Raw genomic sequence first — 25,829 nt, forward strand, 5'->3', positions numbered from 1 at the left:
CCGCATGGTCGGCGCGGGTCCGGCGCGGCTAACGGCCGGATCTGGCTGCCGGTTCCTGCTGCGGCACCTTGCGCACCTTGTCCATCGGGTAGCCCAGCGCCCGCACCCGCGCCAGCAGGGCGTCGTAGTCGGCCTGGGCGATGGTCGGCGTGCGCGCCATCACCCACATGTAGTCGCGCGCATCGCGGGCCACGATCACCTGGCTGTAGTCGTCCTTCAGCCAGGCCACGATGTACTGGGCCTTCAGCGGCCAGAACACCTGCACGCCCCACACCGCGTTGCCGCTGCCGGGCTTGACGAAGCCGGTGGAGTGGATGTCCTTGCGCTCGCCGTCGAAGCTGCCGTCGCGGAAGTGGAACGAGGTGGCGACGTGGCCATCGGGCTTCAGCGTGTACACCTCGACTGCGTCGTAAGCATGCTTCTCGAAGCGCGTGGGAATGGTGGCGATCACGTACCAGTCACCCATGAAGCGGGGCAGGTCGACATGGGCCACCGGCGTGATCGGCGGCAGTTCGCGGGCGCCGACGTTGAGGTTGAACAGCATGGCGCAGGCTACCAGCAGGGTCGACGGGAGTTTCATGGTGTCTCCGGGGTGAAGGATGGTCGGGCTTCGGCGGCGGGTCGCACGAAGCGGTAGTGCGCGACCAGCCACTCCTGGCCGTCGGCGTAACCGAACAGCTCGGCGCAGGACATCCAGAACATGCGCCAGCGCTGGAACCACAGCGGTGCGGCCTTGCTGCCGTAGGCCTGCGCCAGCACCTCCATCGCCTGCTCGCGGTGCGCGTCCTGGTTGGCCAGCCAGTGGTTGGCCGTGCGCTGGTAGTGCGTGCCGTCGACATGCCAGCGCTGCTCGATGTGCAGCGCGGACTGGAACCACAGCAAGGTGTCCGACGCCGGCATCAGCCCGCCGGTGAAGAAGTGCCGGCCCATCCAGTTGTCGTCGCCCTCGGTCTCGAACGGATACATCGCGGTGCGGTGCGCGAAGATGTGCACGAACAGCTTGCCGCCGGGTTTCAGCCAGCCGGCGATGCGGCCCAGCAGGATCTCGTAGTTGCGCATGTGTTCGAACATCTCGATCGACACGCAGCGGTCGAACTGCGCCGGATCGAGTTGCAGCGCGTTGACGTCGCAGGTGATCACCTGCACGTTGAACAGGCCGCGCCGGCGGCACTGCGCCTCGATGTGCTGGCGTTGCGGCGCGGAGTTGGAGACGGCGGTGATCCGCGCATCCGGAAAGCGCTCGGCCATCCACAGGGTCAGCGAGCCCCAGCCGCAGCCCAGTTCCAGTATCGACTGGCCATCGGCGAGCTGGGCGCGCTCGCCGTACAGCTTGAGCATCGCCTCCTCGGCTTCGTCCAGCGACTCGTCGCCGCGCGGGTAGTAGCAGGACGAATACTTCAGGCGCTTGCCCAGGCAGAGCTCGAAGAACGCCGGCGGCAATTCGTAGTGCTGCGCGTTGGCCGCGTCAGTGTGGATCGCCACCGGGCTGTGGCGCAGCATCTCGATGCGCTGCGCATACCGCGCGGCCTGCGCGTCCAGGCCGCCGGCCTGCTCCTCGCGCAGGCGCTGGGCGCACAGCCGGCGGATGCCCTGGCGCAGCAGCGCATCGGGAAGATGGCCGCGCTCGGCCATGCCGAGCAGGCCGGGGGCCGGACGCTCGCTGGCCAGTGTGGTGGAAGCGGGGGTAGTCATCGCGGGGTTCTCCTGGGGAACCATGGAATCAACATGGGCGTGGTGCGCTGGTAGTCGCGGTAGTCCTCGCCACGCGTGCGCAGCGCCTGTGCCTCGGTGTAGGGCACGCCGCTGATCCAGCGCAGGAACACGTACATGACCACGGGCCCTGACCACGCCAGCCAGCCGATCGGCGAGCCGACCGCCAGGCAGACGTAGGCGAACCAGTGCAGCCATTCGAAGAAATAGTTCGGGTGGCGCGAATACCGCCACAGGCCGTCGCGGCAGGTCGTGCCGCGGTGGGCCGGATCGGCGCGGAAGCGCGCCAGCTGCGCATCGGCGATCGATTCGCCGAGCACGCCCAGCAGCCAGAGGGCAGCGGCCGCCGCCAGCCACGGCGCGGACACCTGCGGGTTGCGCGCCACCGCCGCGAACGGCAGCGCGAACAGCACGATCAGGAAGGCCTGGAACTGGAAGAAGGCGAAGAATTTCCACTGCACGCCCTGCCAGTGCGCCCGCAGGTTGCGATAGCGGCCGTCCTCGGCTTCGCCACGCACGCGGCGCCAGAGGTGCGCCGACAGACGCAGGCCCCACGCGCCGCCGAGCAAGGCCAGCATCGCGCGCGTCCACGCGGCGCCGCTGCCGGTGATCGCCAGCAGGACGGCGCTGCCGCCCACGCCCGCCGCCCACAGCACGTCGACGATGCCGGCGTTGCTGCGCCTGCGCTGCCATTGCCAGCCCAGCGTCATCATCAGCGCGGCCAGCAGCCACACCAGCAGAAGTTGCCACCACGGAGTCATGCGCGGGCTCCTCGCGTTGCCGACCGCGGCGGCGTCGAGGCGCTGCCGCGCCGCGCCAGCCACGCCAGCGCCGGGGTCGCCAGCGCCCAGCCCAGCGCCAGGACCAGCAGGGCGCGCCAGGTCGGTTCGGCTAACGTCACCACCTGCCAGCCGCGCGCCGCACCCAGGTACGCCAGCGGACCGCTGACCAGTCCCAGCAACGCCGCCAGCCACAGCCGTGTCTGCAGGTAGCGCAAGGACTGGCTGAAGGTCAGCGCGAAGGTGACCCACAGGGCGAGAATCCAGCCCGGTGCCAGCGCCGGGTTCGGCCAGCCGGCCGCGTAATCAGCCAGCCCGCTGCGACTCAGCGCGCCATCCAGCAGGAAGCCCATCACCAGCCCGGCGGCGATCAGGGCGAGATCGGTGCGAACGTGGCGAGCGCACGTCAGCTGCACCAGCGCGTAGACCAGCATGCCGAGCACGCCCGGCCACGCCAGCCCGTGGCCCGCGCCGATCACCGCGACAAACCACACGGCCTGGTAGCCGATCAGGCTGAGCCAGAAGCTCATGCCATCCGGCCTGGTGACGATGCGGCGGGGCGGTGGCCCGGCTTGGCCATCAGCAGGTGCGCCACGCCGATCGAGCGCTCGCGGAAGCCGCCTTCGCAATACGCCAGGTAGAACTCCCACAGGCGCACGAAACGCTCGTCGAAGCCCTGCGCGCGCACCTGCGGCAAGTGGGCCATGAAGCGCTCGCGCCATGCTTCCAGGGTCTGCGCGTACGAACCGCCGAAGTCCTCCAGCCGGATCAGGCCAAGGTCGCTGGCGCGGGTCTTGGCCGCGAGCAGCGCGCTGATCGACGGGATGAAGCTGCCGGGGAACACGTGGCGCTTGATGAAGTCGACCGACTTCAGCGCCTGCGCGTAGCGGTGGTCCTCGATGGTGATCGCCTGCACCAGCGCCAGCCCGTCCGGCTTCAGCAGGCTGCCGAGCTTGCCGAAATAGACGTCCAGATACGGCGCGCCGATCGCCTCGACCATCTCGATCGAGACCAGCTTGTCGTATTGCCCTTCGAGGTCGCGGTAGTCCTCCAGCAGCAAGGTGACATGTCCCTTCATGCCGGCTTCGGCGACACGCCGGCTGGCCAGCGCATGCTGCTCGCGCGAGATCGTGGTGGTGGTGACGTGGCAGCCGTAATGCTGCGCCGCGTACAGCGCGAAGCCGCCCCAGCCGGTGCCGATCTCGATCACCCGGTCGGTGGGCTGGAGATCGAGCTGGCGGCAGATGCGCTCCAGCTTGCGTGCGGAGGCGGTTTCCAGCGTGTCGGCCGGGTCGCTCCAGATCGCCGAGGAATACATCAGGTCCGCCGAGAGGAACAGGCTGAAGAAGTCGTTGCCCAGGTCATAGTGCGCGGCGATGTTGCGGCGGCTGCCGTCGCGGGTGTTCCGGCGCAGCGCGTGCCACAGCCGCATCGCCACGCCGCCGACTCGGGCCAGTCCGCTTTCCATGCCGTCGAGCAGGTCGCGGTTGCGCACCAGCAACTGGATCAGGCCGACCAGGTTGTCGCAGCGCCACTGGCCGTCCATGTACGACTCGCCGGCGCCCACGCTGCCGTTGCGGGCCACGGCGCGGTAGAAATCCGCATCCAGCACCTGCAGGTGGATCTGCAGGTCGGCCTGCGTGCCGGCGGGCTCGCCCAGCTCGACGCGGCCGCAGGCGTCCTCCAGCACCAGCCGGCCATGGCGCAGGCCGCGCATCCGCTCCAGCAGCTGCCGGCGCAGGAAGCGGTCGAGTCCGCCCAGTGGTCCAGCGTTGCGTCGGCTGGCGGTGCCGATGTCGTTCATGGCAAACCTCGGAGAGTGTGTTTCAGTCGGCATGGCGGGAGGCCCCGGCGGGGTGATCGTGTACGGGATTGCGCTTCAGCCACAGCCGCAGCGCGTGCCAGTGGATCGCGCCGACCACCTGGGCGGTCATCAGCGGATAGCGCCACAGCACGCGCGCCAGCGAGGCGCCGGTGAGCGGCAGGCGCTGCAGGTTCAGCGTGGCGTCGAACGTGCGCCGGCCTTCGCGCATCACGTTCATGTGCACGCGCAGATCCTCGCCGGGCACGGTGAAGCGCCAGTCGTAGGTGCAGTCCATCGGCATGAAGGGCGACACGTGGAAGCGCTTGGCAAAGTTCCAGTGCAGCGCGCGGCCATGCACCTGTGCGTCCTCGACCGGCAGCACATAGGCGTGGCGCTGCTTCCACGGCGTGTTGGTGATGTCGGCCAGCACCGCCAGCAGGGTCTCGCCATCCTCGGCGTAGCAGTAGTAGAAGCTGACCGGGTTGAACACCATGCCGGCGTAGCGCAGGTGGGTGAGCAGGCGGATCGGGCCGGTCGGCCGCGCACCGGTGGCCTGCTCCACGCGCTGGCGCACCGCATCGGACAGCGACAGGGTGGCCGGGCCCAGGTAGTCGCTGCGGCGGAACTGCGCCAGGTTGCGATGGGTGGTCGACCACAGCCAGCGCTCGGCGAAGATCCGTTCGACCTCGTCCAGGTCCAGGTACAACTGGGCCATGCGATAGCTGAACGCATGCGCCTGCGGCTCATGCCGGCGATGGCGCACCACGCCTTCATACACGGCGCTGGCCAATCGCAGCCTCGAGCTGGCCGGTTTCGTCGTCACGCGATCAGCTCCGCCTGGTGCGCAGGGGGCGTCGCCACCGGCGCGTGGTCCGGCGGCCAGTGCACGCCCAGCGCCGCAGCCACCTCGACCGCGCTGCGCATGCCGTCCTCATGGAAACCCCAGCCCCAGTACGCGCCGGCAAACCAGGTGCGACGCCAGCCCTGGATTTCGGCCTTGCGCGCCTGCGCCTGCACCGAGGCACGGCTGTAGACCGGATGGTGGTAGCGCATGCGCGCCAGGATTCTGGACGGGTCGATCGCCTCGCTGCGATTCAGGGTCACCACGAACGGCTCGGGCGAGGCGATGCCCTGCAGCAGGTTCATGCAGTAGCTGACCGTGCACGGCGCGGCGGGATCGCGCGGCAGCCACGCATTCCAGGCCGCCCACGCCTTGCGCCGGCGCGGCAGCACGCTGGCGTCGGTGTGCAGCACGGTGTCGTTGGCCTGGTAGGTCATCGCGCCCAGGATCGAATGCTCGCGCTCGTTCGCGTCGCCCAGCAGGCGCAGCGCCTGGTCGCTGTGGCAGGCCAGCACCAGCTGGTCGAAATGCTCCACGCCCGCCGCGCTGCACACCTCGACGCCGCCGGCGTGGCGCAGGATCGAATGCACCGGGCAGTTCAGCCGCTCGCGCACCGGCCAGTGCGCGCGCAGCGCCGCCACGTAGGTCGACGAGCCGCCCTTCACCACCCGCCACTGCGGCCGGTCGCTGAGCTGCAGCATCTGGTGGTTGGCCATGAACTGCACCAGGTAGCGCGCGGGAAACTGCAGGATCTGCGTGGGCGGCGACGACCACAGCGCGGAGGCCATCGGGATCAGGTGCTCGTCGCGGAACGCGGCGCCGTAACCGTGCTGCAGCAGGTAATCGCCGAGGCTGGTGGTGTCCTCGCGCGTCAGCAACAGCGCGGGCGCCTCGCGATAAAAGCGGGTGAGGTCGCGCACCATGCCGAGGAAGCGCGGCGACAGCAGGTTGCGGCGCTGGCAGAACAGCGTGTCCAGCGTGCTGGCGTTGTACTCCAGCCCGCTGGCCTCGCTGTGCACCGAAAAGCTCATCGTGGTCGGCTGCGAGGCCACGCCCAGCTGCGCAAACATCCGCGTCAGCAGCGGATAGTGCGCCGGGTTGTGCACGATGAAGCCGCTGTCGATGCGGTAACTCGTTCCGGCCTGCTCCACCTCGTGCGTATGGGTGTGCCCGCCGAAATAGTCGCTGGCCTCGAACAGCGTCACCTCATGCTTGCGCGACAGCAGCCACGCCGACGCCAGCCCCGCGATGCCCGACCCGACCACGGCAATGCGCATCGCTCAGCTCCCCGCCCTGGCCAGCACCCACGCCGGCACCGGTTTCAGTCCGCGCACCAGGCCCAGCATCGCCATCAGCTTCAGTCCGTACCAGGTCATGTCCACTTCCCACCAGCGGAAGCCCTGGCGACTGGAGCCGGGAAAGAAGTGATGGTTGTTGTGCCAGCCCTCGCCGAACGTCAGCAGCGCCAGCCACAGGTTGTTGCGGCTGTCGTCCTTCGTGGCGTAACGGCGGCGACCGAAGCGATGTGCCAGCGAATTGATCGTCACCGTGGCGTGGAACAGCACGATGGTGGAGACGAAGAAGCCCCACACCAGCATCTGTCCGCCGCTGGTGCCCAGCTGCGGCGCCACCTGTTGCAGCAGGGCGCCCAGTCCGTACATCGCCACGGCCAGCAGCAGCGGCACCGCGATGTCGAAGCGGTCCAGCCAGCGCAGCTCCGGATACTTCGCCAGGTCCGGCACGCGTGTCAGGTCGGTGCGGAAATTGCGCGGGGTCAGGAACCAGCCCACATGGCTCCACAGGAAACCGTGCACGCGCGGCGAATGCGGATCGGCCGGCGTATCGGCGACCCGGTGATGCTGCCGGTGATGCGCCGCCCACCACAGCGGCCCGCGCTGCACGCAGGACGCGCCGATCAGCGCGAACACGAACTGCACCGCCCGCGAGGTCTGGAACGTGCGGTGCGAGAAGTAGCGGTGGTAGAAGCCGGTCAGGGCGAACATGCGCAGCGCGTAGAGCGCGCCCGCCACGCCCAGCGCCACCGGCGACACGCCAACCCCGATCACCGCGAGACACGCCAGGTGCATCGCCACGAACGGTGCGGCGCGCAGCCAGTCGATCCGGTCCTCGCGACCCTCGTCCACCTGCACGGTGGCGCTGGTATCAAACCAGCGACGCAGGGTGCGGCCCGGCCAGGAGCGGCCATGGCCGGCCGGCATGCCGGCCGGGCTGGCGGGTGCGCTGGAAGGGGCGGGTGAACGGGGCATGCGGCGTACCTGTGGGCGAGCCGCAAGTAGGGCTCGATGACAGATACGGGGGAAACGGCGGAGTGGATGCGTGGGCTGGCTCGCAACGTGGCTCTTGCCGGGCACGGCCGTTGCGGGGACCGCTCAGCCCGGTTGCGACGGGTTCGCGGCCGTTCGACGTGCGGCGCGCGGATGGCGACGGGAACCTTCGCTCACAGCGGATGCTGGCGATAGAACTGCTCAAGTTGCCGATAGACGTCGGGCAGGTGTTCGCGCAAGGCGGCGGGCGCTTCGAAGAACTGCTCGCTGAGGACGGCGAAGAATTCGGCATGGCTTTCCAGGCCGTACGGATCGATCGGCAGCTCGATGCCATGATGCCGGGCTTCGGTCAGCTGCGCCCAGGCTCTGGTGAAAGCCTGCGCCCAGGCGCGGCGATCCATGCGCCGGTGCAGCGGCGGGAAGCCGTCGGCGTCGCCGTTCAACATGTCGAGCTTGTGCGCCATTTCGTGGACGACCACGTTGTGCCCGGGCCGCCGACCGATCGCCTGCACGTCATCCCACGACAGGATCACCGGCCCCCGGCTCCAGGCTTCGCCGGCCAGGATGTCGCGGCTGCGGTGCACCACGCCCGCGTCGTCCACCCGCTCGCGCTGCGGGCTGAAGGCGCGGGGGTAGACGATGATGCTGTGCCAGCCGTCGTACCAGTCCAGGCCGAGTTTCAGGATCGGCAGGCAGGCCTGGGTCGCCAGCAGGACGCGGTCGGCGTCGTCCAGATGCAGGCCCTCGACCGGCTCCAGCGACTTGCGTTCCAGGAACAGGGTGACCAGCACGCGCAAGCTGGCCTGGTCCGAAGCGCCCAGCCGGCGTGCGGCGCCGCAGCGCCGCAGCGCGTCGCGCCAGAGCCCTTCGGCGATCGGTCGTCGCGCGACGAGGCGTCGCATGCGCCAGTTTCTGATCTTGTCGAACATGACCCATCCCGAAGAGCCGCACGAACGCGAATCACCGGGTCAGCGGCGAGTCCTGATCCGGCGCCTGGCGGCGCGGGACGAGCGCATGCGGACGAAGCGTTGCTGCGGCCGTTGGCCATGAACCCAGGAGATGGGGCGGGCGCGGGCCCTTCACAATGTGCGTGCGGGACTTCCCGCACAGTGGGCAGATAAGCTCCGCTACGGGAGCCACTTTCAGACATGCACATCCGGAGTCAGGCATGACGTACGCGAAACAGATCCTGGGTCTGGTCGGCTGGCTGCTGCTGAGCTTCGTGGCCGCCGCCATCGGCGCAGTGGCGTCGGTGCAGGCGGCCGACTTCTATCAGCAGCTGGCCCAGCCCTCGTGGGCGCCGCCGTCCTCGGTGTTCGGTCCGGTATGGTCGGTGCTGTATGCGCTGATGGGAATTGCTGCGTGGCTGGCCTGGCGCGAAGGCGGCTGGCGTCGGCAGCGCGGCGTGCTCGCGCTGTTCGTGATCCAGCTGATGTTGAACGCGTTGTGGAGCTGGCTGTTTTTCGGCTGGCATCGCGGGGCGCTGGCCTTTGCCGACATCGTGGTGCTGTGGCTGCTGATCGTGGCCACCGTGCTCGGCTTCTGGCGCGTGCGCGCGCTGGCTGGCGCCCTGTTGCTGCCCTACTTGGGCTGGGTGAGCTTCGCCTCGGTGCTGAACTTCGCCGTGTGGCACCTGAATCCGCAGATCCTGGGCTGATGCTGCGGCGGGTTTCGATCTCAGCGGGACAATGCCGCGTAGGCACCGAGCGCCTGCTGGCGTGACTGGCCGAGGTCGACCATCGGCGCCGGATAGCCGCTGCGCCTGAGCAGGGCCGCGTCCTTCCACGGTTCGTGCAGCAGTGCCACGGGTGCGTCGCCCAGTTCCGGCAGCCAGTGGCGCAGGTAGGCGCCGTCGGGATCGAACTTCTTCGCCTGGGTGAGTGGATTGAACACCCGGAAATACGGCGCGGCGTCCGCGCCGCAGCCGGCCACCCATTGCCAGCCGAGCGTGTTGTTGGCCAGGTCGGCGTCGACCAGCGTGTCGTGGAACCAGCGCGCACCGTGCAGCCAGTGCTGGCGCAGGTTCTTGGTCAGGAAGCTGGCCACGATCATGCGCACGCGGTTGTGCATCCAGCCGGTATGCCACAGCTCGCGCATGCCGGCGTCGACCAGCGGAATGCCGGTGCGGCCGCGTTGCCAGCGTTCGATCGCGACTTCGTCGTCGTCGGCCCAGGCGAACTCGTTGAAGCGAGGGTTGAAGTTCTCCGTGGGCGTGTACGGAAAATGGAACAGCAGGTGATGGGCGAACTCGCGCCAGCCCAGTTCGCGCAGGAATGGTTCGAGGTCGGGTCGGCGTCTGGTGTCGATCGCGCCGGCGCGTCGGTCCAGCTCGAAATGGATCTGCCGCGGCGAGATCTCGCCGAAATGCAGGTGCGGCGACAGCCGCGAGGTGCCGTGCCGCGCGGGCAGGTCGCGCGCGCGGGCGTAGTCGTTGATGGCGTCGTCGGCGAAGATTTCCAGCAGCTCGCGCGCTCCGGCTTGGCCCGGCTGCCAGTGTGCGCGCAGACCGCCGGCCCAATCGATGCGCGGCAGCAGTTCCAGTGCCTCGAGTGGAAGGCCGTCGGGCAGTTCGCGCCAGCCCGGAACACGCGGCGCGGGCAACGGGGCGACCGCTTGCAGTTCCGGTCGCAGCTTGCGCCAGTACGGCGTGAACACCTTGTACGGCTGGCCTTGCCCGGTGGCGATCCGCCACGGCTCGCACCACAAGGCGGCGTTGTGGCTGTGTACCGCGATGCCATCCTGCCGCAAGGCACTCTTGAGCTGCGTGTCGCGGCTGATCGCGGCCGGTTCGTACAGGCGGTTCCAGTACACCGCGACGGCGCCGCTGCGGCGGATCAGCTCGCGCACGACGTCCAGCAGCTCGCCACGACGCAGGTGCAGGGCGGCGCCGGCATCGCGCAGATCCCGGTCCAGCGCGCGCAGCGCATGATGCAGCCACCAGCGGCTGGCGGAACCGGCCGGGCAGGCTTCGTCATCGGCATGGATGAACACCGGCAGCACGTAGGCGTGCTCGGCGCAGGCCGCGCTCCACGCGGGGTTGTCCGCCAGGCGCAGGTCGCGCCGGAACAGCACCAGCGCCGTGCTCATCGAGGCAGGCTCCGCGGCGGCACCGCGCTCAGAACCCGAACAGTGGCTGCAGCGTGCGCGCCATCCAGCTGGAAAACACCAGCGGGGCATCGGTGGCTGCCACGCAGATGCACGGCACGCCGGGTGAGGTCACCGGCTGGTGCAGGGTCTCGCCGTCCAGGTCGGCCACGTCGCCGGGGCCGAAGTGGCCGAGCAGGTCGTCGTAGGCGCCATCCAGGATCATCGTCAGTTCGCTGCCGCCGTGGCTGTGCAGCGGCAGCTTGCTGCCCGGCGCGATGCGCAGCAGCATCAGGTCGCCGCCGGCGATGCCGCTGGCGCGGATGCGCTGCACGCCCGGCGCCACGCGGCGCCAGCGCAACGCCCGCATGGACGGGCCGAACCACGGGTGCAGCGCGCTGGGCAGCCGGTCCGGGTTCCGCTCCTCGATGACCTCGGCGGGCGCCGTCGGCAGCGCCTCGGCCGGTTCGGCGTCGAGCAGGGCCAGCATCGCGGCGCGCGCATCGTCGGCCGGTACGTCGACGCGTTGCTGCTGCACCAGCACGCCACCGATCCGGTCGGCGTCGAGCAGTCGCTCGCGACAGGTGGTGCAGCGCTCCAGGTGGGCGGAGGCGACCACCGCCAGCGCGGCCGGCAAGGCGCCGGCGGAATAGCTGAGCAGGGTGGCGTCGTCGAGGTGGCGATTCGGTTTCATCGCGGGGCCCTCATGCTGCCCTGCAGTTTGGCAAACGAGCGCCGCAGAGAGGACTTGACCGAGCCCAGCGGCATGTCCAGCTCGCGGGCGATCTCGCTGTGACTTTTGCTTTCGAGGTAACACATGCGAACAAGCTTGGCCTGCACGGGTGGAAGGTGATCGATGGCCTGCTTCAGCAGATCCTGGTCGAAGGAGGATTCGGGTTGCGAGTCGAGCCGACCGGATTCGAGATGGTCGAGCCGGTCCAGGCCTTCCTGGATCGGCAGCCAGTGCGGTTCCCTGCGCACGTGGTCGATGTAGAGGTTGCGCGCCACGCGATACAGCCAGGTGGCGAGGCTGGCGCGCGCCGGATCGAACATCGCCGCCTTGCGCCACAGCGTCAGCAGCGCCTCCTGCACCAGCTCGTCGGCGATCGACTCGGCCACGCCCAGGTTGCGCAGGTAGCGCTGCAGGCGCGGCGCGAAGTGATCGTAGATGCGCATGAAACTCGCACGGTCGCGCTGTACCGACACGGCCGCCATCTGTGCCGACCAGTACGATGCATCAGGCGCGCTGTGGTTCATGGGAGCGGACACGGATCGTTTGGCCCCGGCGGGCGTCATCCCGGTGACAGAGTGGTTCCGAACCATCATACGCAACTTCCCGCCCACGGCTGCGGCGCACCCCGACCCGGGGTGTGCTCCATGCCGGTGCATACGGAGAAGCTGCGGATTCGGATGCATCGCAACCGGGGCGATGGCCGGAGATGCCGCTTCGTGAATGGTGGGCCCACGAGGACTCGAACCTCGAACCAAGGGATTCGCGTGTTCCGGAGGTTTCCCTTCGGCGCGGACTATCTCTTCACCCTTCGCACGTTGCATGGCTTCGTGCGGTTGGGGTGCGGGACGCTCTAGCCTGTAATGAAGGGCGCTGAAGCCCTCAGGTAGTCTCTGCACCTTCCGCCGGTGTACCGGCGGCTTGGCTCAGGGTTGCCACCGGCCGCGTCTGCGCCGCTGAGGTTTCCCTGAATTCATCCCGTTCCCGTCCATGCATTCCTGCACGGCGGCACCTTTCGATGAGTCCCCTGCTCTAACCATTGAGCTATAGGCCCGTATGCCTATGGTAGCAACGCCCGCAGACAAAGCCACGCCTTGCGCGCGCTTTGGATTATGCTGATAAAATGAAATCCGAACTTGCCTGCATGGTGTGCGGTGCCATCCTGACAGGCAGGCAGCGCCGATTCTGTTCCCGGGTCTGCAAGAACCGGGATACCAATCATCGACACCAAAGCTACTCCAGCCAGCAGTCACGCGGCCTGTTACGCAAACGGCAACTGGTTGAGTCAGCGGGCGGATGCTGCGTGCGGTGTGGTTATCGCGCGAATCTTGCAGCGTTGACCTGGCACCATGGCAAACACGCACGCAAATCATTCAACCTCGACCTGCGCGCGCTCTCGAATCGAAGCATGGCCGAAGTCGAGGGTGAGCTGACCAAATGCATCTTGTTGTGCGCCAATTGCCATGCAGAAGAGCATCACCCCGAAATGGCCACGACAAATCGTGCTTCCAGAAAAGACAACGGCCGCATGCGCGGCCGTTGAAAAGAAGCATCGCGGAGCGAGCAGCGGTTACTCGACGTCGAGGAACGAACGCAGCTGTTCGGAGCGGCTGGGATGACGCAGCTTGCGCAGCGCCTTCGCTTCGATCTGGCGGATGCGCTCGCGGGTGACGTCGAACTGCTTGCCGACCTCTTCCAGCGTGTGGTCGGTGTTCATGTCGATGCCGAAGCGCATGCGCAGCACCTTCGCTTCTCGCGGGGTGAGCCCGGCGAGCACGTCACGCACGGTTTCCATCAGGCCGGTTTCCGTCGCCGAGTCGATCGGCGAGCTGGCGTTGCCGTCCTCGATGAAGTCGCCCAGGTGGGAATCCTCGTCGTCGCCGATCGGGGTTTCCATCGAGATCGGCTCCTTGGCGATCTTCAGCACCTTGCGGATCTTGTCCTCGGGCATCTCCATTTCCTTGGCCAGTTCTTCCGGCGTGGCCTCGCGGCCGAACTGCTGCAGCATCTGGCGGGAAATGCGGTTCAACTTGTTGATCGTCTCGATCATGTGCACCGGGATGCGGATGGTGCGTGCCTGGTCGGCGATCGAGCGGGTGATCGCCTGGCGGATCCACCAGGTGGCGTAGGTCGAGAACTTGTAGCCGCGGCGGTATTCGAACTTGTCGACCGCCTTCATCAGGCCGATGTTGCCTTCCTGGATCAGGTCGAGGAACTGCAGGCCGCGGTTGGTGTACTTCTTGGCGATCGAGATCACCAGGCGCAGGTTGGCCTCGACCATTTCCTTCTTGGCGCGACGGGCCTTCGCCTCGCCACTGGCCATGGCGCGGTTGATGTCCTTGATGTCGATCAGCGGCAGGAACAGCTTGCGCTCGATCGCGGCGAGCTTCTCCTGCTCGGCGTCGATCGCCTCGCGATGGGTCTTGATGTTCGGCGACCATTTCTGGCGCTTGCGGCCCAGTTCGGCTGCCCACTCGAGGTTGCCCTCGTTGCTGGGGAAGGTCTTGATGAACTCGGCCTTGGGCATCTTCACCTGCTTGACGAAGATGTCCAGCAGCACGCGCTCGTGATGGCGGATGTCGCCCACCACTTCGCGCAGCTTGCGCACGAAGCCGTCGATCAGCGCGGACGGCAGCTTGAGCTTGAGGAATTCCTCGGCCATCTGGTCGCGCAGCTTGACGATCTTCTTGTCGGTGATGCTGGCGGCTTTCGGCGCGGCCTTCTGGAACTTGCCGTAGTAGTCGCGCAGCAGCTCCATGCGGCGCTTGACCTCTTCCGGGTCGGGGCCGCTGGGACCGGCTTCTTCCTCGTCCTCGGAAGACTCGTCCTCGTCCTCGTCGCCTTCCTCGCCTTCCTCGACTTCGGGCGCGAGCAGGGCGGCGGCTTCCTTTTCCTTGCGGGCGAGGTCGGCGGCTTCTTCCAGGTCGAGGAAGCCGGCCAGGATTTCACTGAGGCGGCGCTTGCCGTCCAGGTGCTGGTCGTATTCCTCCAGCAGCAGTTCGATGGTCAGCGGGAAGCTGGCCAGCGCAGTCTGCACCTGGCCCAGGCCTTCCTCGATGCGCTTGGCGATGGCGATCTCGCCTTCGCGGGTCAGCAGCTCGACCGTGCCCATCTCGCGCATGTACATGCGCACCGGGTCGGTGGTGCGGCCCACTTCGGCGTCCACGGCGGAGAGCAGGGCCACCGCTTCTTCGGCGGCCGAGTCGTCGTCGCCGGTGCCGCCGCCGGGGGCGGCGCCATCGGAGATGGTGTCGGTGTCCGGCGCGGCGTCGTGCACTTCGATGCCGACGCCCTTGAGCACCGCCATGATGTCTTCGATCTGCTCCGGATCGACGATGTCGTCGGGCAGGTGGTCGTTGATCTCGGCGTAGGTCAGGTAGCCCTGCTCCAGACCCTTGGAGATGAGCGCCTTGATTTCAGACTGTTGCTCGTGGGGAGCTTTGCTATTCATTCACCGACCGCCGCAAGGTTCAAGAACCGGACATTATAGCGATGTGCTGCTTTTTTGACCAGTTTTCAAGTGGGAAAGGGTTGCGATCAGGCACGCAAAAATCGCGCCAAATCACGGAATTGCCGTGCATCGGCTGGCATCGGGCCGGGCCTCGCACGCGTCGATCCGTTCAGGGCTTGTGAAGAAAACCATGTCCTGTGGTTTTCTTCTATCGCGCGTCCGGTACATGCCCGGACGCGCTCACGTGGATCAGTCACTTGCGTGACCGATCCACGTTCGGCCATCCATGGCCGGGCTTCGAGGTTGGAAAGTCACCACCTCTCAGCCGGTGTCGAGCCAGAAAGTCACCGGGCCGTCGTTCACCAGCTGCACCACCATATGGGCACCGAAGCGGCCGGTTTCCACCCCCGGGTGCGCCGCCCGCGCCGCGGCCAGCAGGTGCTCGAACCAGCACCGCCCATGCTCGGGTGGCGCGGCGCGGGTGAAGCTGGGGCGCATGCCCGAGCGGGTGTCGGCGGCCAGGGTGAACTGGCTGACCAGCAGCAGGCCGCCACCGGTGTCGCCGAGCGAGCGGTTCATCTTGCCGTTGTGGTCGGCGAACACGCGGTAGCCGAGCAGGCGTTCCAGCATGCGCCGGGACTGCGCCTCGCCGTCGTCCGGCTGCACCGCCACCAGCGCCAGCAGGCCGGGGCCGATGGCGCCGACCGTTTCGTCGTCCACGCTGACGCTGGCTGAAAGGACTCGCTGGATCAGGGCAATCATGGCGGTGCGCTGGCGACGGAGTGCCCAGCTTACGGTGCCGACCGTTGCGGTGAAAGATCGGCGGAGCGTCGCTTACACTGCGCGGATGCGTATCGACATGTTTCTGGTCTATCTCCTGCTGCGCCTGCTCGCGTTGCTGCCACTGCGTGCGCTGCATGGCGTCGGCGCCGGCTTCGGCCGCCTGCGGCTGCGGCTCGGCGGCCGCACGGTGCGCAACACCGCGGTCAACCTGCGCATCGCGCGACCGCAGCTGGACGGGGCGGCACAATCGCGCCTGCTGCGTCAGGTGATGACGGAGAACGGCAAGTCGGGCAGCGAGATCGTCAAGGTCTGGGGCGCCGGTGCCGGGCGTGCTCTCGCGCTGGTGCGCGAGGTGCGCGGCGAGGCACTGCTGGATGCCGCGCTGGCGGCGGGCAAGGGCGTGATCATCGCCGCGCCGCACCTGGGTTGCTGGGAACTGCTGAATTACTGGCTGTGCCGCAAGACGCCGATGGCGATCCTGTACCGGCCGCCGCGCTTCGCCGCGATCGAGGGGCTGCTGCGCAAGGTGCGCGGGGCGCTGGCGCCGGAGCAGGTGCGGGCCGATGGCGCCGGCGTGCGCACCTTGTACAAGCGACTGGCGGCAGGGGGCACGGTCGGCATCCTGCCGGACCAGAAGCCGCGCGCCGGCGAGGGCGAGTTCGCGCCGTTCTTCGGTCGCGATGCGCTGACCATGGTGCTGCTGCCGCGGCTGGCCGCCCGCACCGGCGCCAGCGTGCTCTACGCGTTTGCCGAACGGCTGCCGCGCGGGGCGGGTTTCCGCATCCATCTGCTGCCGGCGCCCGCGGGCCTCACCGATGCGGACCCGGCGATCGCCTGTCGCGCGCTCAACCAGGGCGTGCAGGATTGCGTGGAGCTGGCGTTTGCGCAGTACCAGTGGCAATACCGGCGCTATTCCGCGGTGGGGCTGGTCAATCCCTACGACGGCAAGAACGACTAGGAAGCCGCCACGCGCGCCGGTGTTCCCGGCGCTCAGCCGAGGCGGCGCAGGAACACGGTCATTTCCTTTTCGGCCTGCTTGTCACCGCGCGCGGTGGCCGCGGCGATGCCGCTGCGCCATGCCGCGCCGGCCGCCCCGTCGTCGCCGCTGGCCAGGCAGGCCTTGCCCAGCAGCTTCCATGCGGCCGAGTAGCCCGGGTCGAAATCCGTGGCGCGACGCAATTCCTCGATCGCCGCCGCGTGGTCGCCCCCGGCGAGCAGGGCGCTGCCCAGCGAGAAGCGCAGCAGCGCGCCGTCACGGGGACCGCCGCATTGCCGGCGCAGGTTGGCGATCTGTTCGGCACTCATGGCCGTGGCGAGTAGCGGCGATCGTCCGACGGGTAGACGCGGGTGGGTTGCGCCGGTTCGGGTGGCGTTTGCCCTGCGCGCAGGTCGGCGAGTGCAACGGCTGGCCAGACTTCCAGCCATGACGAGCGGAATGGCTGCACCAGCAGGGCATAGCGCAGTGCCGTGGCATCCGGCTGGTCCACGCGGCGTACCACCACGCCATCCGGGTGGGCGCGGGAGAAGTCCTGGATCGCCTGGTCCTGCACTGCCTGATTGCCGAACAGTTCCCGGATCGGCCGGGTCAGCCGGCCTTCGAAATGGAACTGGCCCTCGTAGTTGCCGAGGAAGGCGATCGGCCGCCCGGTCTGCTCGGCGGCGCCCAGCATCTGCGAGATCGGCCGCAGGTCGAAACGGTTCCACAGGGTCAGGGTGAACAAGGTGTTCAGGGCCAGCACGCCGATCAGCCCGGCCACCGCCAGGCGACGCAGTTCGCCACGGCCGCGCAGCAAAACCAGGGCGCCCAGCAGCAGGAATACCACGCTGAAGTAACGACTGTAGGGCGCCGCGGCATCCAGCCATTCGCCACGCAGGTGGTTGCCGGCGACCAGCAGCGGCAACGCGAACAGGAGCAGGGCGAACACGATGCTGCCCAGCGCCAGTGGCCACGTGCCCAGCCAGCCGCTGGCCGCCAGGATGGGGCGACGCTCGCGCAGCACGGCGATCGCACCGGCCATCAGCAAGGCCATGCCGCCCAGTTCCGGCAGCGGGTAGTAGACCTGCTTGCCACTGATCAGCGAGAACACCACGAAGCTCGGCCCCAGCCAGCACAGCGCGAAGCGCAGGCCCGACTCCAGCGGTCGACGCAGGCTGGCCACGGCCACCCACATGCGCGGCCAGCCGCTGAACGGGAACAGCATCACCGGCAGCCACAGCAGGTAGAACCAGAACGGTTCGGCGTGGTTCTGCAGGTCCTTGCCCTGGGCCAGCTTGTCGACCACGCGACCGGCGGTCTGGGTGAAGAACAGTCGTTGCCGGTACGCCTCGCCGCCGGAGAATCCGGCCGGCAATGCCCAGGCCAGCAGCATCGTGCCGCCGAGCAGGAAGGACAGCAGGCCGCGACCGTACCAGCGCGCGCGATGCTCGCTGGCCCAGTCGTTCCACAGCGGGCCGAGCAGCCACGGGAACACCACGTGGAGCAGCATCACCGGCCCCTTGGTCAGCAGGCCGAAGCCCAGGCACAGGCCGAACAGCAGCCAGCGCGGCTCGGCGCGTTGCGACTTCGGGGTCAGGCACAGCAGCGCCGCCAGCGTCCATGTCGCCAGCAGCACGTCGTACATGATCTGCAGGCCGAACAGGAAGGCGTAGCCGAAGGCCAGCAGCATCCACGGCGTCGCCCTGGCCATCCACGGTCGGTGCGGGAACAGCCGGCGCGCCAGCAGCGAGACCAGCACCAGCTGGGCGCCGCCGACCAGCACCTCGAGGATCCGCGGCCACACGTCGCTGACGCCGAACACGAACCAGCCGCCCTGGATCAGCCAGAACAGCAGCGGCGCCTTCTCGCTGTAAGGCTGGCCGTTGATGTGCGGGACCAGCCAATGGCCCTGGTTCCACATTTCCCACGCCACCGCCAGGGTGCGGGTGGAGTACAGCGGCATCGGGCCGTGCGAGAAGATCGCCGCCAGCGCCACCGCGGTCCACAGCGGCAGCCACGGCCAGACGGCGCGAAGTTGTTCGGAACGGCTATACGGGCTCAGTGACACGGGCGGGCTCTTGGCGGGCAGGGGATGATTCTAGCCTGCGCCGTGCGGCCGCAAGCGGCGCAGGCGCACGGTAACGATCAGGCCGGGCCCCAGTAATCGATGCGCCGGCGGATCTTCAGTTTGCGCCACAGGTTCAGCGGCTTGCGCCGGCGATTCTTCGCGCCGCGGGCGATGAAGGTGTCGATCGCGTCGAGCACGCGTTCGCTGGAACGGCCGTCGCGGTAGGGATGGATCGCGTCGGCGTAGTCGCGGATCGCCCGCATCAACTCCGGCGGCCGCGCCAGCGCCCGCTCGATCGCGCTCTCGAACTGCGCCGGGTCGTCGATGTCGATCAGCTGCGGACCGGGCCGGCGGTTCCTGAATGTCACCACCGGCTTGCCGGTGAGCAGGAATTCGTTGAGCGCGGAGGAGGTGTCCGAGCACATCATGTCGACTTGGGGGAACAGCTCCAGGATGTTGTCGTTCTCGGCGAACGTGAGGTACTCGTTCTGCAGCGCCTTGAACTTCGCCGTGGTCTCCGGGTTCATCTTCGGGTGGAAGGTGACGATCCAGCGCCAGCGGCCATCGCGCGACAGCCGCCGCACTTCCTCGTACAGCGTCTCGGCCGCGCTCCACGAGGGCGAGAAGGTGGAGTGGTAGAGGATCACCGGGGGCTGGCGCACCGGCGGCAGCGGGCCGTCGATCTGCTTCATGAACGGATCGATCTTGGGGAAACCGGTCTCGATCACGCTGAAGTGGCCGACCTTGTCGGCGATCGCCTGGAACTGGGCGGTGTCACGGGGGCCGGTGGTGCAGTACAGGTCGAAGAAACCGCGCACGTAGATGTGCCGGGGCTTGCCGGCGTCGAAACCGTGGAAGGTCTCCACCTTCACGCCGGGAAAGAAGTGCGGTACCGCGTTGGACGAGGTGATCACCGCGAGTGGACGCCAGGCGCGCACCTCGGCCACGCTCAGCAGGCGCTCGCCTTCGACCAGGTCCTCCGCGCCGGGGCCGTCGAAGAACCAGGCGGTCTCGTCGCCGCGGGCGCGGATGGCTTCCTGCAACGGGCGCAGGATCGCCAGCGCGTAACGCTCGGAGCCGTACAGGAGGTAGTGCTTCTTGGGGGTCATGGGCGAGTCGGGGGTGAGTTAGTTGGAGTTTGTGGCGAGCCCTGAACCCTCACCTCAATCCTCTCCCGGAGGGAGAGGAGGCAAAGGTGCCGTGCGGGTTCGCTACCTCGTGCATGGCTGCAAATCTGTGTTCAGCGATCTATGTGATGTTTGTTCAATAAGTCGGTCGCATCCGCAACCGACTCCGGATGGTTGACCATCTCGTAATAGCGCATGCGCTTGTACAGCGCGTAGCTGGCCGCGGTCTGGGCGATCAGGAAGCCGCGCCAGCCGTCCATGAAGGCCAGCCGGAACAGGTAGTCCTTGAGGAAGGCCAGCAGGTAGACCAACGGCGCCTGCCACATCCGCACCGGCTTGCGCCGGTCCAGCCAGTCGCGGCATTTCAGCTCGGCGTAGCGCAGCACCTTCAGCTGCTTGTGCGGCAGGCTGGGGTTGTTGGCGTGGTCGAAGGCGGCGTGCAAGGTCGGCGCGGCGCCGTCGAAGCGCAGCGATTCGTGCACCCGCGCATCACTCCAGCGCGCACGGCCGCGATGGTATAGCCGCGCCAGCTTCTCGCCCACGTTCGGCCGGTACCAGCGCATCGGCCGGCCCATGTAGATCGTGCGACGGCGCAGGTACGCCGCCGGGGTGTTGCCGGCCATCAGCTCCGGCAGCCGCTGCTGCAGTTCCACCGCGAGTTCCGGGCTGAGCCATTCGTCGGCGTCCAGCACCAGGATCCAGTCGTGGCTGCACTGGCTGCTGGCGAAATTGCGCTGCGCACCGAAGCCGAGCCAGTCCTGTTGCACCACGCGGGCGCCATGCGCCCGGGCAATCGCCACGGTGTCGTCGTCGCTGCCCGAGTCCACCACCAGCTTTTCGGCGGCGAACGGCACGCTGTCCAGGCAACGGGCGATGCTTCCGGCCTCGTTGTGGGTGATGACGGCGAGGGTCAGCGGCAGGGTCGGCATGGGCGGGATTCTAGCCCATGGCCCGATTGAGCCGGGTGGAGGCGGCGTTTCGGGGCAATTCGTCCGTTCGGCCGGCCAGGTCGCAACTTCGTGGCGCCATCCGTGACAAAATTCACCGGCGTCGATTGACCGTGCACACCTCGGCACGCCCCCGCCATCGCTAATTAACGGCTTTTCATGAAACGAATCCTTGTCACCGGCGGCGCCGGCTTCCTTGGCTCGCACCTGTGTGATCGACTGCTCCGCGACGGCCACGACGTATTGTGCGTGGACAACTTCTTCACCGGCAGCAAGCGCAACGTGGCGCATCTGCTCACGCATCCGTATTTCGAACTGATGCGGCATGACGTGACCTTCCCCCTCTATGTGGAGGTCGAGCGCATCTTCAACCTGGCCTGTCCGGCCTCGCCGGTGCACTACCAGCACGACCCGGTGCAGACCACCAAGACCAGCGTGCATGGCGCGATCAACATGCTGGGCCTGGCCAAGCGGGTAAAGGCGCGCATCCTGCAGGCTTCCACCAGCGAGGTCTACGGCGACCCGGAAGTGCATCCGCAGGTGGAGGGCTACTGGGGCAAGGTCAATCCGATCGGCATCCGCAGCTGCTATGACGAAGGCAAGCGCTGCGCCGAAACGCTGTTCTTCGACTACCACCGCCAGCATGACCTGGACATCAAGGTGGTGCGCATCTTCAACACCTATGGCCCGCGGATGCACCCGGACGACGGACGGGTGGTGAGCAACTTCATCATGCAGGCGCTGCGCGGCGAGGACATCACCATCTACGGCGACGGCAGCCAGACGCGCAGCTTCTGCTACGTCGACGACCTGATCGAGGTGATCGTGCGGATGATGGATTCCGGGCGCGGCTTCACCGGCCCGGTGAACATCGGCAACCCGGTCGAGTACACCATGCTCGAACTGGCCGAGAAGGTGATCGCCCTGGTCGGCGGACGCTCGAAACTGGTGAACAAGCCGTTGCCGTCGGATGACCCCCGCCAGCGCCAGCCGGACATCTCCGTGGCGCGCGACAAGCTCGGCTGGCAGCCCAGCGTGACGCTCGAGGACGGCCTCAGGGAGACCATTGCCTATTTCCGTCGGCTGCGCGAGGAGGGTGCGGCGGCATGACCAGCTTCGCGGTCGTCATCACCAGCTACAACTATCGGGATTTCGTCGGTACGGCGGTCGACAGCGCGCTGGCGCAGACCCGCGCGGCGGCGCAGGTCATCGTGGTCGATGACGGCTCCCGCGACGGTTCGGCGGAGCTCCTGCGCGAACGCTACGGCAACGATCCGCGGGTCACCCTGGTCTGTGGCGAGAACGGAGGCCAGCTGGTGGCCTTCCAGCGTGGCGTGGCACGCGCCACGGCCGACGTGATCTGCTTTCTCGATGCGGACGACCGCTGGGAAGCAGACTATCTGTCACGCCTCGGCGAGCTTTACGACGACCGCCGCGACGTCGATTTCGTGTTTTCGGACATGCAGCTGTTCGGCGACGAAAATCGCTGGATGGGCTATTCGGAACGCACGCAGGATCTGGGTCACACCGCCATCTGCACCTACATGCTGATGCACTGGTACGGTGCGCCGACTTCGGCGCTGTCGATGCGCGCGCTGTGGGCGCGGCGCACGCTGGAACTGCCGGAAGAATTGAGCCATACGTGGCGGCTGTCCGCCGACAACTGCCTGGTGTTCGGCGCCAGCGTGCTGGGCGCACGCAAGTATTACCTGCGCACCGGCGCCGTGCATTACCGCATCCACGGCAACAATGGCTGGTGGGGAAAGCAGACGGCGACCAGCATCTATCTCAACCGCTTCCGCTCGCGTTGCCTGATCGAGATCTATGCCAGGAACATCGGCCTGGACACGCGCTCCGTCGACAACGCGAAGCACGAGTTCCGCACCAAGCCCGAGCCCTCCTGGCGCGAGGCCAGGCGCTACGCCAGGCTGGTGCGCATGCGCCGCGGCAGCTGGCTGGGCAATCTGAACCGCGCACTGGCCATCCTTGGCCCGGTCTGGTGGCGCGGCATCCGCGGCGGTCATCGCCTGACCGAAGACGAATGAGCGGGGCTGCCGTGCGCATCAGTGTCGCCGTGATCACCTACAACTGGCCGAGCGCGCTGGCGCTGGTGCTGCAGTCACTGGCGGCACAGAGCGAGCTGCCGTACGAAGTGATCGTCACCGACGACGGTTCGCAGCCGGCCACCCGCGCATTGCTCGAAGGCATCGCGCCCGGCTATCCGGTGCGGCTGGTGCACCTGTGGCAACCCGACGACGGTGCGCGCATGAGCCGCGCGCGCAACCGGGCGATCGCCGCTGCCCGCGGCGACTACGTGATCCTGCTCGATGGTGACATGGTGGCCGAGCGGCACTTCATCGCCGACCACCACGCGTTCGCCCGCCGCGGCTGCTTCGCGCAGGGTTCGCGGGTGCTGACCGATGCCGGGCTGACCCGGCGGATGCTGGAAGAGTCCGCGCCGATGCCCGGGTTCTTCAGCCGGGGCATCGAGCGCCGGCGACACACGCTGCGGCTGCCCGCGCTGGCGCGTTGGTATGCGCGGCCGGGCACCAAGCAGCGCGGCATCAAGAGTTGCAACATGGCGTTCTGGCGCGATGACCTGCTGCGTCTGAATGGCTTCAACGAGGCGATGACCGGCTGGGGGCGCGAAGACACCGAACTGGCGATACGCGCCTTCCACGCCGGGCTGCTGCGGCGTGAGCTGCGCTTCAGCGCGCTGGCGACCCACCTCTACCATCCCACCCGCAAGCATGTGGTGGGCAATCCGAACGACCTCATCGTCGACGATACCCGGGCACGCGGGCTGGTCCGCTGCGAGCTGGGGTTGGATGGCCATCTGGCCGAATTCGCGCAGCCACCGGCTGATCTGCGCCCCGGCTGAGGGACAGCGGGAGCGGGACGGCCGGTTCAGGCCAGCTCGGCCAGCGCGGCTTGCACCCGCTGCGCGAACGTCGCCTCGTTCTTCTCGAACCATTCCCGCGCCTGCCGGCCCAGGCTGGCAAGCTCGGAGAACGGCAGGCTGGTGAGGCGTCCGATCGCCTCTTCCAGCGCCGATTCGTCGAATTGATGGAGGGATGCGAGGTTGAACGAGCCTTTCCCGATGGCCTTCACCAGGACACCGCGGTCCGGTTGCACCAGCTCGTTCATCGGGGCGGCGTCGGAGGTGATCACCACGGCGCCGCAACTCATCGCCTCGGCGATGTAATGGCCCCAGCCTTCGGTTTCCGACAGGCACAGGTGGAACAGGTGGGCGTTCTGCAGCTGGCGTATCTCGCCCACGTCACGCACATGGCCCAGTCGGTGCTCGATATTGGCCGGCGTCGGCCCGGCTGCTCGCGCGGCCGTTCGCGGTGATTGCAGCACCAGCAGCTTCGGCCATTCCGGGTGGCGTCGCCACAAGGCCAGCAGGCGCTGCGTGCCCTTCATCCGGCTGGCGCCAGCCAGGTGCAGGAAGCTGGCCTTGCGCGGCACGGCGGCATCCAGGCAGTCGGTGCTGTCGAAGCCGATGTACAGCGCGCGGCAACCCAGTGAATTGAACAGGTCGACGCCGTAGCGCGTCTTGCACAGGATCGCGTCGTAGCGCGGCAGGTATTGCCGGCTGCGCGGCGACAGCCATTCCGGATTCGGCACCAGCAGATTCCGCCGGGCCAGCGCGCACCAGTCCGGCCGGACGTGCTCCAGCGCGATGTTGATGTCGTACGGCGTCGTGTGCCAGTCGCCGTGGCGCAGGCGTTGCCACCACATCCGCGCATGCAGCCTGAGGGCCTGCCAGCGACCGTCATGTCGGCGCGGGCCGAGCCGGGTCACCTGCACCTCATGGCCCAGTCCGGTGAGCGTGCGGCACAACAGGCGGATGTCGTGGGTGAGTCCGCGCTGGTTGTCCCAGGCAAGCAGGTTGATTCGGGCCATGTGGATCGACTTCAGGAATGGGCGGGATGGCGCAGCTGTCGACCGATGTCGACCGTCAATCCCAGCACGAGGAACAGGAAAAGTGATTGCGGCATCGCCCGATAGAACACATTGTCGGTGAATGCACAGAGACTGTAGAGGCCGATCACCATCAACCCGGCGACCGCCGCACAGGCAACCGGCTCCCTGGGGTGGTTCAGGTGACGGGCGAAGAAGGCCGCCGGCACGATCAGCAACAGCAACAGCACCAGCAGCGCCGGCACGCCCCCGGCGACCATCGATTCGAGGTATTCACTGTGCGGGTGGACGTAACTGGCAATCGTGGGGCTGGCCTTGCCCGCGGCCACCTGCGCACGTGCGTACACGCCGAACTGATCCAGCCCGATGCCCGCCAGCGGGTGTTCGGTGAATGCCTGCCATGCGGTGCGCCACATCTCCAGACGCTCGCCAATGGCGCCGCTGCTGCCGGCGGCGTTGTCGCCGTACTCGCTGATCTGGGCGGGTACATCAGCCAGCCGGTCGACCATCTCCCGGTGCAGGGTGGCGGTTACCGCCAGCATGCCGAGCAGGGTGGCCGCCAGCGGAATGAATACGCGTTTCCAGTGCCTCGTGCGTATCGCCTGCCACGACATCAGGCCCAGGAAGACCGGTGCGAACGACAGCAGCGGCCCACGGCTCTGGGTAAGCACCGCGCCATAAAGACCCACCACCACCGCCACGCCGTGCAGCCAGCGGTCCGCACGACGCGTGTCCGGCCGTATCGCCTGCAGCATCGACAACAGCGCCATGACCAGCAGGTACATCGCGAATTCGACCGACGCCCAGTCGCCACCATTCAGGCCGTAGGGACGGTCGGCACCCATGCCGTAGCGTTGAACCATGCTGGCTGCGCCCAGCAGCAGCGTGGTCATGCTGAAGCCGATCGCGATCACGCGCTGCTGCAGCGGCAGGGTGAAGACGGCGGCAATCGCCAGGAACAGCAGTGTCTGGCCCGGCAGGTCGAGCGTGTTGCCGTCGAGCCCGTGGCCGAGGAAGTTGCCAAGGTCGTAGAGCAGGCGCAGCAGGCACACGGCGACCACCGGCCACACCCGCCGAAAGATATCCCGGGTTTCCGCGCGGGAAGCGAGCAGGACCAGCCCGGCCAGGAACAGCAGCCCCATCGGCACCGCCTTCAGGCGTCCGGATACTGCAAAACACAGTGGCAAGACTGCGAGCAGCACCGACGCCGTCCGGATCTTCCATGAAACTTGTTCTTCGTGCACGGGCCAACCTTTTTTGCACCTGAAACTCCCCCCGCGCGCCCATGCTAACCGTGGCCCGCCGCTATGCGCGTGT

Annotated in this window: 26 protein-coding genes; 6 read left to right on the forward strand and 20 right to left on the reverse strand. The window is 67.7% G+C overall.

Features of this window, described 5'->3' with window-relative positions:
• Positions 1 to 28: 28 nt before the first annotated feature.
• From ABNK63_RS01060 to ABNK63_RS01100, 9 genes are all read right to left on the reverse strand, one after another.
• Complete coding sequence (locus ABNK63_RS01060; RefSeq protein ID WP_350016439.1) at positions 29 to 580, reverse strand: lipocalin family protein; 552 nt, start codon at positions 578 to 580, stop codon at positions 29 to 31.
• Positions 577 to 1,692, reverse strand: a complete 1,116-nt coding sequence (locus ABNK63_RS01065) for a cyclopropane-fatty-acyl-phospholipid synthase family protein (protein WP_350016440.1) — start codon at positions 1,690 to 1,692, stop codon at positions 577 to 579. Before ABNK63_RS01065 ends, ABNK63_RS01060 begins: the two co-directional genes overlap by 4 nt.
• The gene (locus tag ABNK63_RS01070; RefSeq protein ID WP_350016441.1) at positions 1,689 to 2,471 is read right to left on the reverse strand and encodes a DUF1295 domain-containing protein; all 783 of its coding nucleotides are present in this window, start codon (positions 2,469 to 2,471) and stop codon (positions 1,689 to 1,691) included. The genes ABNK63_RS01065 and ABNK63_RS01070 overlap by 4 nt, the downstream gene beginning before the upstream one ends.
• Positions 2,468 to 3,019 (reverse strand): DUF2878 domain-containing protein, encoded by a 552-nt coding sequence (locus ABNK63_RS01075; RefSeq protein ID WP_350016442.1) that lies wholly within the window; start codon positions 3,017 to 3,019, stop codon positions 2,468 to 2,470. The genes ABNK63_RS01070 and ABNK63_RS01075 overlap by 4 nt, the downstream gene beginning before the upstream one ends.
• On the reverse strand, positions 3,016 to 4,293 hold the full coding sequence (locus ABNK63_RS01080; protein ID WP_350016443.1) for a cyclopropane-fatty-acyl-phospholipid synthase family protein: 1,278 nt from the start codon (positions 4,291 to 4,293) through the stop codon (positions 3,016 to 3,018). The genes ABNK63_RS01075 and ABNK63_RS01080 overlap by 4 nt, the downstream gene beginning before the upstream one ends.
• Positions 4,294 to 4,315: 22 nt before the next feature.
• A complete protein-coding gene (locus ABNK63_RS01085; RefSeq protein ID WP_350016444.1) occupies positions 4,316 to 5,116 on the reverse strand; it encodes a DUF1365 domain-containing protein in 801 nt (266 codons plus the stop codon).
• Positions 5,113 to 6,411, reverse strand: coding sequence for an FAD-dependent oxidoreductase (locus ABNK63_RS01090; protein ID WP_350016445.1), 1,299 nt, complete (start codon positions 6,409 to 6,411; stop codon positions 5,113 to 5,115). The genes ABNK63_RS01085 and ABNK63_RS01090 overlap by 4 nt, the downstream gene beginning before the upstream one ends.
• A 3-nt stretch (positions 6,412 to 6,414) precedes the next feature.
• On the reverse strand, positions 6,415 to 7,353 hold the full coding sequence (locus tag ABNK63_RS01095) for an acyl-CoA desaturase (RefSeq protein WP_350017172.1): 939 nt from the start codon (positions 7,351 to 7,353) through the stop codon (positions 6,415 to 6,417).
• A gap of 239 nt (positions 7,354 to 7,592) precedes the next feature.
• Complete coding sequence (locus tag ABNK63_RS01100; RefSeq protein ID WP_350016446.1) at positions 7,593 to 8,321, reverse strand: M90 family metallopeptidase; 729 nt, start codon at positions 8,319 to 8,321, stop codon at positions 7,593 to 7,595.
• Positions 8,322 to 8,587: 266 nt separating this feature from the next.
• Here ABNK63_RS01100 and ABNK63_RS01105 point away from each other — a divergent pair, with 266 nt between their 5' ends.
• Entirely contained in the window at positions 8,588 to 9,076 is a 489-nt protein-coding gene (locus ABNK63_RS01105; RefSeq protein WP_350016447.1) for a TspO/MBR family protein, read from the forward strand.
• A 20-nt stretch (positions 9,077 to 9,096) separates the two neighbouring features.
• Here the strand turns inward: ABNK63_RS01105 and ABNK63_RS01110 are convergent, their stop codons facing one another.
• The 3 genes from ABNK63_RS01110 to ABNK63_RS01120 are packed head-to-tail and all read right to left on the reverse strand — an operon-like array spanning position 9,097 to position 11,679.
• A complete protein-coding gene (locus ABNK63_RS01110) occupies positions 9,097 to 10,506 on the reverse strand; it encodes a deoxyribodipyrimidine photo-lyase (protein WP_350016448.1) in 1,410 nt (469 codons plus the stop codon).
• A 28-nt stretch (positions 10,507 to 10,534) separates the two neighbouring features.
• Positions 10,535 to 11,197, reverse strand: a complete 663-nt coding sequence (locus ABNK63_RS01115) for a ChrR family anti-sigma-E factor (protein ID WP_350016449.1) — start codon at positions 11,195 to 11,197, stop codon at positions 10,535 to 10,537.
• Positions 11,194 to 11,679, reverse strand: a complete 486-nt coding sequence (locus ABNK63_RS01120; RefSeq protein ID WP_350016450.1) for a sigma-70 family RNA polymerase sigma factor — start codon at positions 11,677 to 11,679, stop codon at positions 11,194 to 11,196. The genes ABNK63_RS01115 and ABNK63_RS01120 overlap by 4 nt, the downstream gene beginning before the upstream one ends.
• Before the next feature lie 677 nt (positions 11,680 to 12,356).
• Between ABNK63_RS01120 and ABNK63_RS01125 the strand changes: the two genes are divergently transcribed.
• Entirely contained in the window at positions 12,357 to 12,776 is a 420-nt protein-coding gene (locus ABNK63_RS01125; RefSeq protein ID WP_157582207.1) for a hypothetical protein, read from the forward strand.
• A 27-nt stretch (positions 12,777 to 12,803) separates the two neighbouring features.
• Here the strand turns inward: ABNK63_RS01125 and rpoD are convergent, their stop codons facing one another.
• Positions 12,804 to 14,684, reverse strand: a complete 1,881-nt coding sequence (gene rpoD, locus ABNK63_RS01130) for an RNA polymerase sigma factor RpoD (protein ID WP_007808635.1) — start codon at positions 14,682 to 14,684, stop codon at positions 12,804 to 12,806.
• A gap of 321 nt (positions 14,685 to 15,005) precedes the next feature.
• Entirely contained in the window at positions 15,006 to 15,446 is a 441-nt protein-coding gene (gene dtd, locus ABNK63_RS01135) for a D-aminoacyl-tRNA deacylase (RefSeq protein WP_350016451.1), read from the reverse strand.
• 85 nt (positions 15,447 to 15,531) lie between these two features.
• On the opposite strand from dtd, the gene ABNK63_RS01140 reads away from it, so the two are divergent.
• The gene (locus tag ABNK63_RS01140) at positions 15,532 to 16,425 is read left to right on the forward strand and encodes a lipid A biosynthesis acyltransferase (protein WP_350016452.1); all 894 of its coding nucleotides are present in this window, start codon (positions 15,532 to 15,534) and stop codon (positions 16,423 to 16,425) included.
• Between the two features lie 32 nt (positions 16,426 to 16,457).
• Here the strand turns inward: ABNK63_RS01140 and ABNK63_RS01145 are convergent, their stop codons facing one another.
• From ABNK63_RS01145 to ABNK63_RS01160, 4 genes are all read right to left on the reverse strand, one after another.
• On the reverse strand, positions 16,458 to 16,772 hold the full coding sequence (locus ABNK63_RS01145; RefSeq protein ID WP_007808640.1) for a tetratricopeptide repeat protein: 315 nt from the start codon (positions 16,770 to 16,772) through the stop codon (positions 16,458 to 16,460).
• Positions 16,769 to 18,511, reverse strand: coding sequence for a glycosyltransferase family 39 protein (locus ABNK63_RS01150; protein WP_350016453.1), 1,743 nt, complete (start codon positions 18,509 to 18,511; stop codon positions 16,769 to 16,771). The genes ABNK63_RS01145 and ABNK63_RS01150 overlap by 4 nt, the downstream gene beginning before the upstream one ends.
• Before the next feature lie 77 nt (positions 18,512 to 18,588).
• Complete coding sequence (locus tag ABNK63_RS01155) at positions 18,589 to 19,620, reverse strand: CDP-glycerol glycerophosphotransferase family protein (RefSeq protein ID WP_350016454.1); 1,032 nt, start codon at positions 19,618 to 19,620, stop codon at positions 18,589 to 18,591.
• A 131-nt stretch (positions 19,621 to 19,751) separates the two neighbouring features.
• Positions 19,752 to 20,567 carry a glycosyltransferase family 2 protein gene (locus ABNK63_RS01160; protein ID WP_350016455.1) on the reverse strand — a complete coding sequence of 272 codons (816 nt, stop codon included), beginning with the start codon at positions 20,565 to 20,567 and terminating at the stop codon, positions 19,752 to 19,754.
• Between the two features lie 177 nt (positions 20,568 to 20,744).
• Here ABNK63_RS01160 and ABNK63_RS01165 point away from each other — a divergent pair, with 177 nt between their 5' ends.
• Genes ABNK63_RS01165 through ABNK63_RS01175 form a run of 3 tightly spaced genes read left to right on the forward strand, consistent with a single transcriptional unit; the run spans position 20,745 to position 23,466 of the window.
• A complete protein-coding gene (locus ABNK63_RS01165; protein WP_007808649.1) occupies positions 20,745 to 21,695 on the forward strand; it encodes a UDP-glucuronic acid decarboxylase family protein in 951 nt (316 codons plus the stop codon).
• Positions 21,692 to 22,630, forward strand: a complete 939-nt coding sequence (locus ABNK63_RS01170; protein WP_007808650.1) for a glycosyltransferase family 2 protein — start codon at positions 21,692 to 21,694, stop codon at positions 22,628 to 22,630. The genes ABNK63_RS01165 and ABNK63_RS01170 overlap by 4 nt, the downstream gene beginning before the upstream one ends.
• Before the next feature lie 11 nt (positions 22,631 to 22,641).
• A complete protein-coding gene (locus tag ABNK63_RS01175) occupies positions 22,642 to 23,466 on the forward strand; it encodes a glycosyltransferase family 2 protein (protein WP_050981454.1) in 825 nt (274 codons plus the stop codon).
• A gap of 26 nt (positions 23,467 to 23,492) precedes the next feature.
• Here the strand turns inward: ABNK63_RS01175 and ABNK63_RS01180 are convergent, their stop codons facing one another.
• Together ABNK63_RS01180 and ABNK63_RS01185 are read right to left on the reverse strand one after the other, a co-directional pair.
• The gene (locus tag ABNK63_RS01180; protein ID WP_007808652.1) at positions 23,493 to 24,494 is read right to left on the reverse strand and encodes a glycosyltransferase; all 1,002 of its coding nucleotides are present in this window, start codon (positions 24,492 to 24,494) and stop codon (positions 23,493 to 23,495) included.
• An 11-nt stretch (positions 24,495 to 24,505) separates the two neighbouring features.
• Positions 24,506 to 25,654 (reverse strand): O-antigen ligase family protein, encoded by a 1,149-nt coding sequence (locus ABNK63_RS01185; RefSeq protein WP_007808653.1) that lies wholly within the window; start codon positions 25,652 to 25,654, stop codon positions 24,506 to 24,508.
• Positions 25,655 to 25,829 lie beyond the last annotated feature (175 nt).

The sequence above is a fragment of the Rhodanobacter sp. IGA1.0 genome, assembly GCF_040208325.1.
GTDB classification, from domain to species: domain Bacteria; phylum Pseudomonadota; class Gammaproteobacteria; order Xanthomonadales; family Rhodanobacteraceae; genus Rhodanobacter; species Rhodanobacter spathiphylli.

Excerpts from the sequence above, each read along its gene's own strand:
- ABNK63_RS01185 (WP_007808653.1), bottom strand. The coding sequence starts at position 25,654 with ATGGGGCTGCTGTTCCTGGCCGGGCTGGTCCTGCTCGCTTCCCGCGCG.
- ABNK63_RS01060 (WP_350016439.1), bottom strand. The coding sequence starts at position 580 with ATGAAACTCCCGTCGACCCTGCTGGTAGCCTGCGCCATGCTGTTCAAC.
- dtd (WP_350016451.1), bottom strand. The coding sequence starts at position 15,446 with ATGATTGCCCTGATCCAGCGAGTCCTTTCAGCCAGCGTCAGCGTGGAC.
- ABNK63_RS01075 (WP_350016442.1), bottom strand. The coding sequence starts at position 3,019 with ATGAGCTTCTGGCTCAGCCTGATCGGCTACCAGGCCGTGTGGTTTGTC.
- ABNK63_RS01145 (WP_007808640.1), bottom strand. The coding sequence starts at position 16,772 with ATGAGTGCCGAACAGATCGCCAACCTGCGCCGGCAATGCGGCGGTCCC.
- ABNK63_RS01155 (WP_350016454.1), bottom strand. The coding sequence starts at position 19,620 with ATGACCCCCAAGAAGCACTACCTCCTGTACGGCTCCGAGCGTTACGCG.
- ABNK63_RS01170 (WP_007808650.1), top strand. The coding sequence starts at position 21,692 with ATGACCAGCTTCGCGGTCGTCATCACCAGCTACAACTATCGGGATTTC.
- ABNK63_RS01070 (WP_350016441.1), bottom strand. The coding sequence starts at position 2,471 with ATGACTCCGTGGTGGCAACTTCTGCTGGTGTGGCTGCTGGCCGCGCTG.
- ABNK63_RS01120 (WP_350016450.1), bottom strand. The coding sequence starts at position 11,679 with ATGCGCATCTACGATCACTTCGCGCCGCGCCTGCAGCGCTACCTGCGC.
- ABNK63_RS01110 (WP_350016448.1), bottom strand. The coding sequence starts at position 10,506 with ATGAGCACGGCGCTGGTGCTGTTCCGGCGCGACCTGCGCCTGGCGGAC.
- ABNK63_RS01165 (WP_007808649.1), top strand. The coding sequence starts at position 20,745 with ATGAAACGAATCCTTGTCACCGGCGGCGCCGGCTTCCTTGGCTCGCAC.
- ABNK63_RS01065 (WP_350016440.1), bottom strand. The coding sequence starts at position 1,692 with ATGACTACCCCCGCTTCCACCACACTGGCCAGCGAGCGTCCGGCCCCC.
- ABNK63_RS01100 (WP_350016446.1), bottom strand. The coding sequence starts at position 8,321 with ATGCGACGCCTCGTCGCGCGACGACCGATCGCCGAAGGGCTCTGGCGC.
- ABNK63_RS01125 (WP_157582207.1), top strand. The coding sequence starts at position 12,357 with ATGAAATCCGAACTTGCCTGCATGGTGTGCGGTGCCATCCTGACAGGC.
- ABNK63_RS01180 (WP_007808652.1), bottom strand. The coding sequence starts at position 24,494 with ATGGCCCGAATCAACCTGCTTGCCTGGGACAACCAGCGCGGACTCACC.
- ABNK63_RS01080 (WP_350016443.1), bottom strand. The coding sequence starts at position 4,293 with ATGAACGACATCGGCACCGCCAGCCGACGCAACGCTGGACCACTGGGC.
- rpoD (WP_007808635.1), bottom strand. The coding sequence starts at position 14,684 with ATGAATAGCAAAGCTCCCCACGAGCAACAGTCTGAAATCAAGGCGCTC.
- ABNK63_RS01160 (WP_350016455.1), bottom strand. The coding sequence starts at position 20,567 with ATGCCGACCCTGCCGCTGACCCTCGCCGTCATCACCCACAACGAGGCC.
- ABNK63_RS01105 (WP_350016447.1), top strand. The coding sequence starts at position 8,588 with ATGACGTACGCGAAACAGATCCTGGGTCTGGTCGGCTGGCTGCTGCTG.
- ABNK63_RS01095 (WP_350017172.1), bottom strand. The coding sequence starts at position 7,353 with ATGCCGGCCGGCCATGGCCGCTCCTGGCCGGGCCGCACCCTGCGTCGC.
- ABNK63_RS01090 (WP_350016445.1), bottom strand. The coding sequence starts at position 6,411 with ATGCGCATTGCCGTGGTCGGGTCGGGCATCGCGGGGCTGGCGTCGGCG.
- ABNK63_RS01115 (WP_350016449.1), bottom strand. The coding sequence starts at position 11,197 with ATGAAACCGAATCGCCACCTCGACGACGCCACCCTGCTCAGCTATTCC.
- ABNK63_RS01140 (WP_350016452.1), top strand. The coding sequence starts at position 15,532 with ATGCGTATCGACATGTTTCTGGTCTATCTCCTGCTGCGCCTGCTCGCG.